This window comes from Streptomyces sp. 6N223, assembly GCF_052246635.1.
Taxonomy (GTDB): Bacteria; Actinomycetota; Actinomycetes; order Streptomycetales; family Streptomycetaceae; genus Streptomyces.
On record NZ_JBQQCA010000018.1, the window covers coordinates 1 to 15,262 of the forward strand.

12 protein-coding genes are annotated in these 15,262 nt (G+C 72.9%); 4 read left to right on the forward strand and 8 right to left on the reverse strand.

Annotation, left to right across the window (positions count from 1 at the left end; all coding sequences use genetic code 11):
* Nucleotides 1-67 precede the first annotated feature (67 nt).
* Complete coding sequence (locus ACTWQH_RS13660; RefSeq protein WP_443286760.1) at nt 68-2,047, reverse strand: sensor histidine kinase; 1,980 nt, start codon at nt 2,045-2,047, stop codon at nt 68-70.
* A 168-nt stretch (nt 2,048-2,215) separates the two neighbouring features.
* Here ACTWQH_RS13660 and ACTWQH_RS13665 point away from each other — a divergent pair, with 168 nt between their 5' ends.
* Complete coding sequence (locus tag ACTWQH_RS13665) at nt 2,216-3,076, forward strand: TetR/AcrR family transcriptional regulator (protein ID WP_443286761.1); 861 nt, start codon at nt 2,216-2,218, stop codon at nt 3,074-3,076.
* A gap of 180 nt (nt 3,077-3,256) precedes the next feature.
* Complete coding sequence (locus ACTWQH_RS13670) at nt 3,257-4,279, forward strand: glycoside hydrolase family 5 protein (protein ID WP_443286762.1); 1,023 nt, start codon at nt 3,257-3,259, stop codon at nt 4,277-4,279.
* Between the two features lie 91 nt (nt 4,280-4,370).
* Here ACTWQH_RS13670 and ACTWQH_RS13675 read toward each other — a convergent pair whose 3' ends face one another.
* Together ACTWQH_RS13675 and ACTWQH_RS13680 are read right to left on the reverse strand one after the other, a co-directional pair.
* Nucleotides 4,371-5,924, reverse strand: coding sequence for a sulfatase family protein (locus ACTWQH_RS13675; protein ID WP_443286763.1), 1,554 nt, complete (start codon nt 5,922-5,924; stop codon nt 4,371-4,373).
* A gap of 38 nt (nt 5,925-5,962) precedes the next feature.
* Nucleotides 5,963-7,006, reverse strand: a complete 1,044-nt coding sequence (locus tag ACTWQH_RS13680) for a sulfotransferase family protein (protein ID WP_443286764.1) — start codon at nt 7,004-7,006, stop codon at nt 5,963-5,965.
* 359 nt (nt 7,007-7,365) lie between these two features.
* Here ACTWQH_RS13680 and ACTWQH_RS13685 point away from each other — a divergent pair, with 359 nt between their 5' ends.
* A complete protein-coding gene (locus tag ACTWQH_RS13685) occupies nt 7,366-8,256 on the forward strand; it encodes a sigma-70 family RNA polymerase sigma factor (RefSeq protein WP_443286765.1) in 891 nt (296 codons plus the stop codon).
* Nucleotides 8,257-8,466: 210 nt separating this feature from the next.
* Here ACTWQH_RS13685 and ACTWQH_RS13690 read toward each other — a convergent pair whose 3' ends face one another.
* Nucleotides 8,467-9,657: a site-2 protease family protein gene (locus ACTWQH_RS13690; RefSeq protein WP_443286766.1), complete on the reverse strand. Its 1,191-nt coding sequence runs from the start codon at nt 9,655-9,657 to the stop codon at nt 8,467-8,469.
* A gap of 76 nt (nt 9,658-9,733) precedes the next feature.
* Between ACTWQH_RS13690 and polX the strand changes: the two genes are divergently transcribed.
* Complete coding sequence (polX, locus tag ACTWQH_RS13695) at nt 9,734-11,455, forward strand: DNA polymerase/3'-5' exonuclease PolX (RefSeq protein WP_443286767.1); 1,722 nt, start codon at nt 9,734-9,736, stop codon at nt 11,453-11,455.
* 54 nt (nt 11,456-11,509) lie between these two features.
* Here polX and ACTWQH_RS13700 read toward each other — a convergent pair whose 3' ends face one another.
* The 4 genes from ACTWQH_RS13700 to ACTWQH_RS13715 form a co-directional block, all read right to left on the reverse strand.
* The gene (locus ACTWQH_RS13700) at nt 11,510-12,784 is read right to left on the reverse strand and encodes an alpha/beta family hydrolase (protein WP_443286859.1); all 1,275 of its coding nucleotides are present in this window, start codon (nt 12,782-12,784) and stop codon (nt 11,510-11,512) included.
* Nucleotides 12,785-12,868: 84 nt separating this feature from the next.
* A complete protein-coding gene (gene aroQ, locus ACTWQH_RS13705) occupies nt 12,869-13,327 on the reverse strand; it encodes a type II 3-dehydroquinate dehydratase (protein ID WP_443286768.1) in 459 nt (152 codons plus the stop codon).
* 20 nt (nt 13,328-13,347) lie between these two features.
* Nucleotides 13,348-14,481: a sialidase family protein gene (locus ACTWQH_RS13710; protein ID WP_443286769.1), complete on the reverse strand. Its 1,134-nt coding sequence runs from the start codon at nt 14,479-14,481 to the stop codon at nt 13,348-13,350.
* A gap of 78 nt (nt 14,482-14,559) precedes the next feature.
* A complete protein-coding gene (locus ACTWQH_RS13715; RefSeq protein WP_443286770.1) occupies nt 14,560-15,180 on the reverse strand; it encodes a hypothetical protein in 621 nt (206 codons plus the stop codon).
* Between the last annotated feature and the right edge of the window lie 82 nt (nt 15,181-15,262).

Genomic DNA, 15,262 nt, shown 5'->3' on the forward strand with positions numbered 1-15,262 from the left:
GGTGGGGGAGAGGCCATCGCTCACGTCACCGATCGTGTGCACAGAGCAACGCTCCGCGCACGCCCAGCTACGCCCCCGGAGTGACCGCCGAGGACGCCGAGTGCGCCGCCGGCGCCTGCGGCGCCTGCGGCGCCGGCTGCGCGGCGCTCAGCAGCCGCGGGGGCAGCGCCACATACGCCGACACCCCGGCCCCGCGCCCGCCCGGCGTCTCCGGCGGGCTCTGCGTGTGCCGCACCTCCACCTGCGCCCCCAGCCGCGCCGCGATCGTGCCCACGACGAAGTGGCCCAGGAAGCGCGTCGGCGCCACCAGGAAGCTGTCCTCGCCCGCCAGCCTGGCGTTGGCGCGTTCCAGCTCCTCCTCCGTCATGCCGCTGCCCCGGTCCACGACTGCCAGGCAGTACTCGGCGCCGTCCCGCCACCCGTACACCTCCACCGGCCGCCCCGGCGGCGAGGCGGTCAGGGCGTTCTCGATCAGCTCCGCCAGCAGGTGGGACAGCTCGTACACCGCCCACCCGTGGATGTGGCACTCGTCGGCCTCCACCAGCGTCACCCGCCGGTAGTCCTCCACCTCCGAGACCGCCGAGCGCACCACCTCCGCGATCTGCGCCGTCCCGCTCCACACCCTCGGCGGGAGCTGCTGCCCGGTGAGGATCAGCAGCGAGTCGGCGTTGCGCCGCATCCGCGTGGCCAGGTGATCCAGCTCGAACAGCTCGCCCAGCGCGTCCGGGTCGATCTCCTTGCTCTCCAGCGCCGTGATCAGCCGGAGCTGCCGGCGCACCAGCCGCTGGTGGCGGTGGCCGAGGTTGGCCAGCGACTCGGTGCCGTTGCGCCGCAGCACGGTCTGCTGGGCCGCGAGGCTGACGGCCGTCCGCTCCACGGCGCGCAGCGCGGCGGTGAGCCTGGCGACCTCCTCCGCCTCGCCGCGCCGCCGTGGATGCGGGCGTTCGGGCGGCACGAGGCGTTCGGCCTCCTCCGGCTCGGCGTCCTGGATCGCGGCGACGGTCTCCGGCAGCCGCTCCCCGGCCACCGCCTCGGCCTGCCTCGCCAGCCGGTCCAGCGGCCGGGCGATGGACCGGGAGGCCAGCACCGCCAGGCACGCGGCGACGCCCAGGACCAGTACGCCGAGGACGAGGAAGCCGACGAGCTGGGTGGTGGCCGCGGCGCGCAGCTCGGCGGCGCGGTCGGCGACGTCCTCGCCGACGGTCTGCTGCACGCCGTGCAACTCGTCGGTGAGGTGGGTGCTTGCCGTCCACCACTCCTCGGCCGTCACCTCCAGGGCGGAGCCGTCGGGGTGCTCGTCCGCGTGCCGCTCGTACTCCTCGACCCGCGTGGCCGCGGGCGTGGCGAACGCCGCGTCGAGCAGGGTCCGCTGCTCGTCGGTGGCGATCTGCTCGTAGGAGCGCCGCGCCGCGTCGCGGGCCGCGCGGGTGGAGACGAAGCCGGCGTACTGGCCCGGCTCGAAGCTCCCCTCGACGAAGACGCCGTTCATCAGGCCGCGCTCCTCGGCCAGGGCCTCGGTGGCGGCCGACAGCGACTGGAGCGCGTCGAGCCCGTCGCTGAGCGCCTGGTCGCCGTGGGCGGGGTCCTCGGCGAGCTGCGCGTTGTTGAGCCTGCCGATGACGTCGGTGTAGAAGCCCAGGCCCTCGGCGGGGCCGATCGTGGTCTCGTCGATGCGGTTGCGGATCGTGGTCAGCTCGCCGAGGGAGGCCAGCGCCTCCTCGTACGCCGGGAGCGAGCCGCCGTCCACCCGGCGCAGCAGCTCGCTGCGGATGGCGTCCACCCGGCGGCGGGCGTCGGCGAGCTCGGGGCGGTAGCGGCCCGCGCCGACCAGCAGGCCGCTGGTCAGGCCGTGCTCGCGCTGCAGCTCGCGGACCAGGTCCTGGACGTCGAGCGCGGTCTGGATCTCCTCGCCGCTGCGCCGGGCGGCCGACCAGTCGGCGGCGCGGTCGGCGACGCCCGCGCCGGCGAGTATGAGCAGCAGACACGTGGGCACGGCGAGGACGATCGCGACCCGGCCGCGGATGGTGCTCCAGGGTGTCTGCTTCATGTCCGCCCCCAGGATGGGCAAGGGTGGAAGGGTCCTCCAGCACAACGTGAGCTGGTTACTTTGTGCCCGGGGGGCCGTGGCCGTGGGGTGAACACGAGGCGTTAAACCAGGAGAGATTTGACGAGCGGCGCGGATCGGGCACGGCGGGAAACCGCTAGTCTTCGCGCCATGAACAACCGCCCCGCTGCGCCAGGTTCACGCGGTCCGAACGATCCGAGCGATGCGGGCCAGCCGGGCGACGATCCGGCCGATCCGGCCGATCCGGCCGATCCAGGCGATGGAGGCGGCGGCGACGGGGAACGCGCGGGCGCGGCGGGCCGGCGGGAGCCGGCGTATCGCAGGCTGAGCGTCGAGGTGCGCCGGGACCAGCTCATCGGCACCGCGCAGCGGCTGTTCGCCCGCCACTCCCCCGAGGACGTCTCCCTCGACGACGTGGCCCGGGCCGCCGGCGTCTCGCGTCCGCTGGTCTACCGCTACTTCCCCGGCGGCAAGCAGCAGCTGTACGAGGCGGCGCTGCGCGGCGCCGCCGAGGACCTGGAGCTGTGCTTCGCCGAGCCGGCCGAGGGCCCGTTGACGCAGCGGCTGGGCAACGCCCTCGACCGCTACCTCGCCTTCGTCGAGGGCCACGGCGAGGGCTTCACCGCGTTGCTCAAGGGCGGCAGCGTGGTGGAGACCTCGCGCACCACGGCGATCGTCGACCACGTGCGGCGGGCGGCGGCCGGGCAGCTCATGCGGCACATGGGGGTGGCCGCGCCCGGGCGGATGCTGCGGATGGCGGTCCGCACCTGGATCACCACCGCCGAGGCGGCCTCGCTGATCTGGCTGGACGAGGGGAAGCGGCCGCCCGCGGGCGAGTTGCGGGACTGGCTGGTGGAGCAGTTCGTGGCGCAGCTCGTGGTGACGGCGGGGCACGACCGGCAGGCGGCCGAGGCGTTGCGCGCGGCGGTGGCGCAGGAGCCGCCCGGCGGGCGCGCCGACGCGCTGATTCACCGGGCGTTGAACGTGCTGGCGACCGCGCCCGACGTTTAGTTGTTTAGTGCGACGCGTGTCTTGACGGTGGCAGTCGTGGCCTGATGGGGTGCTGGTGAATGGGAGCGCTCCCACATTCGTTCTCCTCCGAACGCTCCTCTCCGAACGCCCCCACCTGTGTCCTGACACCCCCACCCACGGGGAGTCCTACGGGACGGACCTCCTTGAGGAGAAGGCCACATGAGAAGGAAAACCCGCTTCGGCGCCGTGCTGGCCGCCGCCCTCGCCGCCGTCGTCGGCGTGCTGCTGTCCGTTTCGGCCGCGAACGGACAGCCCGGCACCGGCGCAGGCGCCGCTCAGGCGACGGGTCTGACCATCCAGGACGGGCGGCTGGTCGAGAGCAACGGCAACGACTTCCTGATCCGCGGCGTCAGCCACGCCCACACCTGGTACCCCGACGAGACGCAGTCCTTCGCCGACATCAAGGCCACGGGCGCCAACACCGTCCGCGTCGTCCTCGGCAGCGGCCAGCGCTGGGGCCCCAACACCCCAGAGGACGTGACCAACGTCGTCACCACCTGCAAGGAGAACCGGCTGATCTGCGTGCTGGAGGTGCACGACACCACCGGCTACGGCGAGGAGGGCGCCGCCGCCTCCCTCGACCAGGCGGCCGACTACTGGATCAGCCTCCAGGACGTGCTGGCCGGCCAGGAGGACTACGTCATCATCAACATCGGCAACGAGCCCTACGGCAACACCGGTGCCTCGGGCTGGACGGCCGACACCACCGCCGCCATCACCAAGCTCCGCGACGCCGGGTTCCAGCACACCCTGATGGTGGACGCCCCCAACTGGGGCCAGGACTGGGAAAACATCATGCGCGACACCGCGCAGCAGGTCTACGAGTCCGACCCCACCGGCAACACGATCCTCTCGGTCCACATGTACGGCGTGTACCAGGACGCGCAGCTGATCAAGGACTACCTCAACGCCTACGTCGACGCCGGACTGCCCATCGTTGTCGGCGAGTTCGGCATCAACCACTCCGACGGCAACCCGGACGAAGACGCCATCATGGCCACCACCACCGAGCTCGGGCTCGGCTACATCGGCTGGTCCTGGAGCGGCAACAGCAGCGAGGTCGCCTACCTGGACATGGTGACCGGCTTCAACCCCGACCAGCTCACCGAGTGGGGCGAGCGCTTCTTCAACGGCGCCAACGGCATCGCGAGGACCTCCCAGGAGGCGACGATCTACCAGTAACCCAGCACCCTGGCAGACGTCGCGGCACGGGCCGCCCGGGCCTTCCCCCTCCCGCCCGGGCGGCCCTCGTCGCGTCCAGGCCTTCAGGCGCTCACGCCCCCGCGACGCGCGGCATCGGGACCGGCTCCTTGGCCAGCTCGGCCCAGGCGTACCGCAGCAGCAGCTCGGACTTGAGCGCCGCCGCGTCCGGGTCGTCCCACAGGTTGCGCCTCTCGCCCGGGTCTGCCTCCAGGTCGAACAGCTCCCCGTACTCGTGGCCCTGATAGACCGTCAGCTTGTAGCGGCGGTCGACGTAGGTACGCAGGTTGACCGTGGTCGGCTGGTGGTGGAACTCGCAGATGACGTGCTCGCGCGCCGCCTCGGCCTCGCCGGTCCACACCGGTCGCTGGCTGATCCCGGTCATGGCGCGCGGGACCGGCAGACCGGCGAGGTCGAGGAAGCTGGGCGCCAGGTCGACCAGCGACTGCAACGCCTCGCTGCGGCGCCCCGCCGGGACCCGCCCCGGGTACCGGACGATGAACGGCACCCGCAGCAGGTCCTCGTAGTGGAAGGGCCCCTTGGCCTGGAGCCCGTGCTGCCCGAAGAAGTGGCCGTGGTCGGTGGAGAACACCACGATCGTGTCCCGCTCAAGACCCAGCGCCCGCAGCCGGTCCAGGATGGCGCCGACGTACTTGTCGAGCAGGCTGACCATCCCGTAGTAGGTGGCCACCAGGCGCCGCCGCTCCGCCTCGGGCAGCAGGTGGGAGTGGAAGCCGTGGACGCCGCGCCCGCCCTCCCGCCAGGCGGAGAAGTCCGGCTCCGGCTGCTGCGTGAGGCCGAAGTGCGGCGGATTCCGGTCGTGTTCTCCGGGGGTGCCCTCCGGCACGGTGAGCTCGCCGGGGTCGTACATCGTGTCCCACGGCGGCGGCGCGAGATACGGGGGGTGGGGGTCGAAGAAGCTGGCCCAGCAGAAGAAGGGCTGCCCGCGCCGCTCGCACTCCTCCAGCAGCGCGCCGGTGCGCTCGGCGATCCAGGCGTTGTAGTGCAGCTCCTCCGGGATGGGCCAGCTGTGCCTGACGTCCTCGCCCAGGGTCCCGGTCGGCGGGCTGAAGTACCGCCGCCAGTCCTCGCACCCCTTCTCCTCCATCCACAGCGCGTAGTGCTGGCCGACGTGCGCCTCGCTGGTGTGGTTGCGCGCCAGCTCGACGTGGTCGAAGCCGTAGTAGGGGCCGTGGAAGTCGCGCCAGAACGCCAGGTCCTGGAGGACCGGGTACGCCTCCAGCGAGGGGTACTCCTCGGTGCCGCGCAGCGGCTGGAAGTGCGCCTTGCCTATCAGCGCGGTGCGGTACCCGGCCTCGCCCAGGTGCTGCCCCAGCGTCGGCCGGTCCTCCGAGAGCCGGGTGCCGAGCGTCCAGGCGCCGTGCTGGCTCGGGTAGGTGCCGGTGATGATCGAGGCGCGGGTGGGGGTGCAGGTCGGGTTGGGGCAGTAGGCCCGGGTGAAGAGCGTCCCCTCCCCGGCCAGCCGGTCGAGGTGGGGGGTGCGGATCTCCGGGTTGAGGGTGCCGAGGGTGTTCCAGTGCTGCTGATCGCTGGTGATGAGAAGGATGTTGGGCCGGGTGCTCGCGTCGGCGGGGGTGCTCGCCTCGGATTCTGTGGGGGACGCCATGCCGTCATCGTCCCCCCGGCGCCGCGGTCGTAGCCGCCTCAGTCACCCTCTATGTCACCTACTTCGTCACCTACTTCGTCACCCACTTCGTCACTCTCTTCGTACCCCCACGCCTCCGCGAACGCCCGCAGCCGGGGCGAGAGCCGGTCCGCCCCCTCGGGCGGACCGGGAGGCACTATCTGCCCCGACCTGATCTTGGAGCTGCGGTCGCCGAGGTTGGGCACGAAGGGGCCGTGGTCGTGCTCGCCGTAGTCGAGCATCTCCGGCTCCCACTCCTGGCCCAGGTAGGCGCAGATGTCCCGGGTGACCCGTTCGGGGTCCGCCGTCAGCTCCTCATACCGCACGGTGAGGCCGCCGAGCGTCTGCCGGGCCTCCTCCAGCGGCTGGAGGTACTTGAGGACGTTCGACTCCAGCTGCCGCCAGCTCGCGGTGTTGGAGCGGCGGTTGGCGAGCGAGGCGACGATGCCCGCGGGGTGGCGCAGCAGGACGATGAAGCGGGCCTTGGGCCAGGCGTACTGCAGGCGCTCCCAGGTCCACACGTTGCCGGGGGTCTTGTCGACGATGACCTCCTTGCCGCTTCGCTCCAGCTCCAGGCTGAGCACGCGGTCCCACAGCACGTGTTCGAGCTCCGCCTGGTCGAGGTCGATCTCGCGCATGGAGCGGTCGGAGAAGCCCGGGGTGAGGTTCACGTCGATGGCGCGCAGGTGCAGCTCGTGCGGGGCGCGTATCCGCGAGTGGCTGTTGAGCAGCATCCGCAGCAGGGTGGAGCCGGAGCGGACCGGGGCGAGCACGAACGCCGGGGACTCGACGAGGCGGGTGGCGGTGGGCACGGTGTAGGTCACGACCGTGGTCTTCTTCTCCGGCCGCCGGTCCTGCTGTGCCGGCTCCGCCGGCTCTGCTTCGGGCTTGGCGGGCTTGGCCGACTTGGTGGCCTTGGTCGGCTTGGCTGGTTTTGCCTGCTGTGTGTTCGTGGCTTGCTGGCGCTGAGGCTGCTGACCGACGAGGGCGGCTGGTCTCGGAGGGCGCAGTGCCTGGCCGAGCAGCCGTGCCCGGCGCCTGATCCCGGTGTTCACAATTCCCATGCGCTACTACTGCTTCCCTGATTGTTTCCCCCCACGCCTCCTTGTGTTTACCGCGCCACAGGGTAGGTCACGGCGTGCGCGGCAACAATGGGGCGTTCGCAGAGTGAGAGCATTCGCGAATGTCATTGTCAGGAACAAAGCGGTTGCATCCACCACCAACCCCCGGTGGCAGCGGGGGCGTCGGGCCTGTTGCCGGCGAGGACGCGCAGGGTCGGCCCAGCACTGCGGCCAGGCGACCTGGATGGATCCGGTCATGGCATGTCCACCCCACCTGCCCCGTGGCCAGTGCTCGCTGATGTCACATCGACGGCTCGTGATTCGTCACGCCTGTGACGGATCGAGACCGGGAGCTGTGACGGATGAGCGAGAACGAACACCGGAGCGCCGAGTTCCTCGCCGAGCGGTTCGAGGCCCATCGCGGGCATCTGCGGGCCGTGGCGTACCGCATACTCGGCTCGCACGCCGAGGCCGACGACGCCGTGCAGGAGGCGTGGCTGCGGCTCAGCCGCTCCGACACCAGCGGCGTGGCGAACCTCGGCGGCTGGCTGACGACGGTGGTCGGCCGGGTGTGCCTGGACATGCTGCGCTCCCGCAGGTCGCGCGCCGAGGAGCCCCTGGACGCGGGGGCCCCGGCGGCGGAGACGAGCGGCGTAGGCGGCGCGGGCGGCGCGAGCGGTGATCCCGAACAGCTCGCGCTGCTCGCCGACTCCGTCGGCCTCGCCCTGCTCGTCGTCCTGGACACCCTCACCCCCGCCGAACGCCTCGCCTTCGTCCTGCACGACCTCTTCGCCGTGCCCTACGAGGAGATCGCCTCGATCGTGGGCCGTACGCCGGCCACGGCCCGGCAACTCGCCAGCCGCGCCCGGCGGCGGGTCCAGGGCGCCCAGCCCCCGGAGGGGAGCCGGCGCCGCCAGCGGGAGGTCGTCGACGCCTTCCTCGCCGCCGCCCGCGACGGCGACTTCGCCGCGCTGGTCGCGGTCCTCGACCCGGACGTGGTGGCACTCGCCGGCGGCGGGGTGACCACGGGCGCGGCGGCGGTCGCCGCGGGCGCGATGGGCTTCGCACGTCAGGGCGGGGGCGGGCTCCCCGCCCTGATCGGCGGCGCCGTGGGCCTGGCGGTCCTCGGCGAGGGCGAGGGGGTCGAGCGGGTCCTGACCTTCGCGTTCGTGCGCGACCGGATCGCCGTGATCGACGTCGTGGTGGATCCGGAGCACCTGGCCCGCCTCGACGTCACGCTGGTCGACACCTGAGCGAGCCCGAGCCCCGAGCCCCGAGCCCCGGGCGCCGCGCGCGGCGGCGCGACGTCCACGTTCCCGGCCCGTTCGTCCCGCGCGGTCCCCGGCGTCCGCCACCAGCTCGTCGGCGCGGGCGGTGGCGGCCGGCCCAGCCCGCGGCCTCCGGCAGGACCCTCCGCCACCCCGAAGGCCACCGGGCCGGCGCCGCCACTCCACCCATCCACGCTATGGCGCCGTCGGCCCGGTCCCCCCACCCCGGCCGCCGTCCCCCTGCTCCCCCTGCTCCCCCCTGTGGGCCGACAGCCACCGCACCGTGCGGCTGACGTCCGAGGGCGAGACGATCCCCACCAGCCGCTCGCCCTCCACCACCAGCACCCGCTGATCCGCCCCCGGCTCCAGCCTCGGCAGCAGCTCCGCCAGCGCGTCCCCGGGCCTGGCCGTCCGCGCCTCGGCCAGCGGCAGCATGATCTCCCCGAGCGTCGTACGCCGGTGCGCCGGCGCCGCCACCCGCTCCGCCCGCTGCCGCGTCACCAGTCCCAGCGCCTTCTCGCCCTCCCCGGTCACCGGGAACGCCGAGTGCCGGAACCGGTCGGTGTAGTCCGGGTCGGAGAGGAAGCGGTCCACCGTCAGCCCGGACGGCACCGTCACCGGGTCCGGCGTCATCGTCTCCCGCACCGGCACCCCGCTCAGCAGCTCACGCAGCCGCGCCTGCCGTTCCTCCTCCGTCGCCGCGACCACCAGGAACCATCCGATCAGCGACAGCCACAGCGCCCCGAACGACGCCGCCCACACAAACCCCCACAGCCCGAGCCCCACCAGCACCCACCCGAAGACCCGTCCGGCCTTCGAGGCCCCGGCCGTGGCCCGCAGCCGGTCCCCGGTCCGCCACCACAGGTACGCCCGCAGCAGCCGCCCGCCGTCCAGCGGCGCCGCCGGGATGGCGTTGAACACCGCCAGCAGGATGTTGATCGCCGCCAGCCACGCCACCGACTCCGCCACCAGGTCGCTGCCCGCCGTCGCGACCAGCACCAGTGTCAGCAGCGTGAACGCCGCGCCCAGCGCGAGGCTCACCAGCGGCCCGACGCCGGAGATCCGCAGCTCCGCGCCCGGGTTCGGCGCCTCGGCCCGCATCCGCGTCGCGCCGCCCAGCAGCCACAGCACGATGTCGTCGACCGGCACCCCGTTGCGGCGGGCGACCACCGCGTGCGCCAGCTCGTGCGCGAGCAGCGAGGCGAAGAAGACCACCGCCGTGATCAGCCCGGCCAGGGCGTACGCCACCCACGCGCGGTCCGGGTGCGCCTCGGGCAGCCGCCCGGCCGCCAGGCCGAAGGCGATCAGACCGAAGATCACCAGCACGCTCCAGTGGACGCCGATCCGCACCCCGGCGATGCGCCCCAGCGTGAACGTCGCCTTCACACGCCGCCGAGTACCCTGGGCCGCCCGCCCGATTCCTCCCCATGCGGGGGCCCTGCCCGCTTCCTAGACTGGCGGTATGGCCAAGGCCAACGAGGAGGTCGAGGCGCTGCTCAACGAGTATGCCGACCTCATCGAGATCACCGGCGGAGACGCGTTCAAGGCGCGCGCCTACGAGAAGGCGGCCCGCGCCATCGGCGGCTACGGCCCGGACGTCTCCCAGCTCGACGCCAAGCAGCTGCGGGAGATCCCGGGCGTCGGCAAGTCCATCGCCGAGAAGGTCACCGAGTACCTGCACACCGGCCAGGTCCCCGCCATCGAGGAGACGCGCGCCGCGATCCCGGCCGGCGTGCGCGAGCTGCTGACCATCCCCACCCTCGGCCCCCGCAAGGCGATGACGCTCTACGAGCGGCTCGGCGTGGCCTCCGTCGACCAGCTCCTGTCCGCCGTGGACGCCGGACGGCTGCGCGACCTGAAGGGCTTCGGCCCGAAGACCGAGGAGAACATCCGCCACGGCGTCGAGCTGATGCAGCAGGCCGGGGACCGCATCCTGCTCAGCGCCGCGACCGAGATGGCGGAGGAGGTGGTGGCCGCCCTCGCCGAGGCCACCGGCATCGAGCGCTGCGCCTACGCCGGATCCACGCGCCGGATGCGCGAGACCATCGGCGACATCGACCTGCTGGTCGCGGCCGAGGACTCCGGCCCCGTGATGGACGCCTTCACCAGGCTCCCGCAGACGGCGGAGACCGTCGTCCACGGCGCGAAGAAGACCTCGATCCGGAGCACCAAGGGCCTCCAGCTCGACCTGCGGGTGCTGCCGCTGGACGCCTGGGGCGCGGGCCTGCAGTACTTCACCGGCTCACAGGCCCACAACATCCGCACCCGCACCATCGCGGTGCGGGCCGGGCTGAAGCTGTCCGAATACGGCCTGTTCGACGCCGAGAGCGGCAAGCGGCTCGCCGCCCACAGCGAGGAGGACATCTACGACCGGCTCGGCCTGCCGTGGATCCCGCCGACGCTGCGCGAGGACCGGGGCGAGGTCGCGGCCGCTCAGCGCGGCGAGCTGCCCCGGCTCGTCACGGAGGAGGACGTGCGCGGCGACCTGCACACCCACACCGACCTCACCGACGGGCTCGCCCCGCTGGAGGAGATGGTGGACACGGCGGCGAGGCGCGGCTACGCCTACTACGCGGTCACCGACCACGCCCCGAACCTGTACATGCAGCGCATGACCGAGGAGAAGATCCTCGCCCAGCGCGAGCAGGTCCGCGCCCTCGACGGCAAGCGCAGGCGGATGAGGCTGCTGCACGGCGTCGAGCTGAACATCGACCCGGACGGGAACGTCGACTGGCCCGCCGACTTCCTCGACGGCTTCGACGTGTGCGTGGCCTCCATCCACTCCCACTTCGGCCTCGACCGCGCCGCCCAGACCCGCCGCCTGATCCGCGCCTGCGAGAACCCGCACGTCAACATCATCGGGCACCCCACGACGCGGAAGATCGGGAGGCGGCAGAGCGTCGACGCCGACTACGACGAGGTGTACGCCGCGTGCGCCCGCACCGGCACCGCGCTGGAGGTCAACTCCCACCCCGACCGGCTCGACCTGAACGACGAGCACATCCTGCGCGCCCGCGACTTCGGCGTGCGCTTCTCGATCGACAGCGACGCGCACGCACCCACGCACCTGGCCCACCTCCGCTACGGCGTGGGCACGGCCCAGCGCGGCTGGCTCACCCCGGACGAGGTCATCAACACCTGGCCCCTCACCCGCCTGCGCCGCTTCCTGCGCAAGCGCCGCTGACGATGGCGGCGGCTCACCCCAGGGGCTTCGCCCCCGGGGCTGTCACCGGGGCTGTCACCGCGCCGCAGGCGCGGCCGCCAGATGCGTCAGGAACCAGTCCCTCGCCAGCTGCGCCACCTCCGACAGCGCCCCCGGCTCCTCGAACAGGTGCGTCGCGCCCGGCACGACCTCCAGCCGGCTCGGCCCACCCAAGACGGCCTGCGCTCCCCGGTTGAGGTCGATCACCAGCTCATCCCGCCCCCCGACAATGAGCAGCGTCGGCGCCGTCACCTGCGCCAGCCGCTCCCCGGCCAGGTCCGGCCGCCCGCCCCGCGAGACCACCGCGGACACCGCCACCCCCGGCTCGGCCGCCGCCCACAGCGCCGCCGCCGCGCCCGTGCTCGCGCCGAAGAAGCCCAGCGGCAGGTCGGTGACCCTCCCGGCCGCCCAGCGCGTCGCCTCGCCGAGCCGCCGCGCCAGGAGCTGCACGTTGAAGACGTTCCCCCGGTCGCGCTCCTCGTCGGCCGTCAGCAGGTCGAACAGCAGCGTCCCCAGGTTGGCGGCGTTCAGCGCGTCGGCGACGAAGCGGTTGCGCGGGCTGTGACGGCTGCTGCCGCTGCCGTGCGCGAAGATCACCAGGCCCGTCGCCTCGGCGGGCACGGTCAGCTCCCCGCTCAGCATCACCGCGCCGCCCTCGGCCGGGATGCCGACCTCCCCGCCCCTGGCCCGGTCCAGGCAGGCCACCACCTCCGCGTCCGTCGTCGGCGCGAAGTCCTCGTAGAACTGCCCCACCGCCATGAAGTCCCGTGGCGTCTCCGGGCACACCAGCTCGTCGGCGTCGTCCCCCACGCGCCGCGCCCAGTCGCGCGGCGCCACCGGCACGGCCAGCACGATCCGGGCCGCGCCCCGCGCCCGCGCGGATCGGCACGCCGCCCGCGCCGTCGCCGCCGTGGCGATGCCGTCGTCCACGATCACCGCCGTCCGCCCCCGCACCTCCACGCGACCGCGCCGCCCCCGGTACGCCTCGGCGCGGCGCGCCATCTCGGCCCGCTCCGCCTCCTCCACCTCGGCGATCTCACTCTCCGTGATCCTGGAGGAGCGCACCACCTCGTCGTTGATGACGCGGGCGCCGTCCTCGCTGATCGCGCCCATGGCCAGCTCCGGGTGGTAGGGCACGCCCAGCTTGCGCACGAGGCCCACGTCGAGCGGCGCGTCCAGCGCCCGCGCGACCTGGGTCGCGACCGGCACGCCTCCCCGCGACAGCCCGATCACCACCACGTCCTGTCCGCGCAGCCCCAGCAGATCCTGGGCGAGCCGCTGCCCGGCCGCCCGCCGGTCGGCGTAGGAGATCGTCACGGCTCTCACCCTCCTCCCTACGTTCGCCTCGGGTCCGCTTCTCCTTCCATCGAACCTCGTAACCCGCCGGGAGGCACGTCAGCGGGCAGCCAGCAGCGCGCAGACGCGCTCGACGGCGAAGGCGTACCCCTGGATGCCGCAGCCCGCGATGACCGCGTCGGCGACCGCCGAGACGTACGAGTGGTGCCGGAACGCCTCACGCCGGTGGACGTTGGAGATGTGCACCTCGACGATGGGCAACGCCTCGCACGTCGCGAGCGCGTCCAGCAGCGCCACGGAGGTGTGCGTGTAGGCGGCCGGGTTGATGACGATCCCGGCGTGGTGCTCGCGGGCCTCCTGCACCCAGTCGACGAGCTGGCCCTCGTGGTTGCTCTGCCGCAGGTCGATGGCCGCGCCGTGCCGCGCGGCGGTCTCGGCGCACAGCTTCTCGACGTCGGCGAGGGTGTCGGTGCCGTAGACCTCGGGCTGGCGGCGCCCCAGCAGGTTGAGGTTCGGCCCGTTGAGAATCAGCAGCGTGGGCGATGGCGTGGCGGTCACGCCCCACAGACTATGCGCGTTCACAGCTCGTCGGTCGGGACCCTGGCGAAGGTGATGGTGTCGTACGCCGACTCCGGGCCCGTCTCGTACAGCAGGCCGAGTGCGCTCTCATCGAGCTGCGCCAGGTCGGAGTAGGCGGCCGGGTCGTCCGAGAGCCGGGGCCCCTCCCGCCAGCTCACCCCCTCGTCCTCGCTGACGCGCAGCGTCATCGAGGACCGCCCGCTCGACGAGGCGGGCCCGGAGTACACCAGCAGCGGCGCCGCACCCTCGACCAGCAGCGTGCTGCCCTGCACCACCGGCCCGACGATGCCCGGCTCGGGCTCGTACGGAGCGAGCAGCTCGGCGCCGCCCGGCGCGAGGTAGGCGTCGGCGCGGGTCGCGGGATCGGTGCCGTGGTGGTCGCGGACGTTGCTGTAGATCCGGCCGTCGGGCAGCTCGGCGAAGGTGTTCTCGTTCAGCTCCAGCTCCTCGCCGCCGGGCTGCGCGACGTAGCCGACGCGCCAGGTGTTTCCGCCGTCGTCGCTGAGGAGCGAGTGCGCGCCGTGGCGCTCTTCTCCGTCCTGGAGGTAGGTGTGGTTGGCGGGGATCAGCAGCCGCCCGGCGTGCGCGCCGTGCCGCAGCGCCAGGCCGTGGCCGGGCCCGGTGGCGTACCAGTCCCAGCCTTCCGGCTTCACCTGTGCGGTGATCTCGCGCGGCGCCGACCAGCCGCGCCCCTCGTCGTCGCTGTGCTGGACGTAGACGCGGCGCGGGCTCTGCGAATCGCCGGGGTTGCCGCACGTCAGCAGCGTGATCCGGCCGGTCGCCGGGTCGACGACGGGCGCCGGGTTCCCGATGGTGTCCGCCCCAGCGTCCGCCACCACCGTCATGGGCTCCCAGGTGCACCCGCCGTCCAGCGACCGCCGGGCCACGACGTCGATGTCGCCGTAGTCGTCCAGCGAGTCCCGCCGTCCCTCCGCGAAGGCGACGACCACGCCGCCCTCCGCACGGACGACGGCGGGGATGCGGAAGGCGTGGTAGCCCTCGGTCCCGGAGACGAACGGCACGGACGCGGCGCACTCGGCGGCCGGGGCCGGAGCGGCCGCCACACCGCCGAGGCAGCCCAACGCCAGTGCCATGGCGGCGGCGACGCGCCGGCAGGTCGAGATGTCGATCACGCCCGCCAGTCTCTTCAGCAGCCCCGAACCTCGGCCCGCCGACACGTCGCCCCGTCCTCCGAAAGCGTGGAAAGGGTGTCAGAGCCCGTCGCTGACCATCGCCTCGACGATCTCCACGTGCCGGTCGGCGTTCGTCTGCGAGAACTCGCTCTCGTAGTTCAGTCCGTAGGGCCAGAAGTGCGCGGCGTCGCAGCTGATGACCGCGTCCGGCCCGTCGTACTCCTTGACGAGCGCGGTGGTCTCGGCGCCGGTGAAGGTGCTGGGGCAGCCGAGGGAGCCCCAGTTGCCGCTGGTGCCGATGCCGATGGTGTGTCCGATCTCGTGCAGTGCCGTGCGTTCCGTCATGTAGGCGGTGCTGCCGAATCGGATCGTCCCGTTGATGTTGCCGTCCGCCGTGGGGACGCCCGGGTCGTAGTAGACGGTGATGGTCTTGCTGAGATCGCTGAGGTTGTTGTAGCGGGCGACGGCGGCGTCCATGGCGGGGGTGATGAGGTCATACGCCTGCTGCTGTTCGGGCGTGGGGTTGGACTCCGTCACCAGCGTCCAGGTGATGCTCCCTTGGCGCGTCTCGACCGACGCGGGCGCTGGCTGCGGCGCTGGCTGCGGCGCCGCCTGGGCCAGACCCGGAGCGGTGAAGGCGAGGGCGGCCACGGCGGCGGCGGTTCCCACCCCCAAGCGCCTGAAGCGGGACAACGACATGCGTCCTCCTCGTTCTCCGTGCGTCCTGTGCGCACCACCACCCCACCGGCCGACTCGCGCCACAGGCTTTACGCCGAGCCGG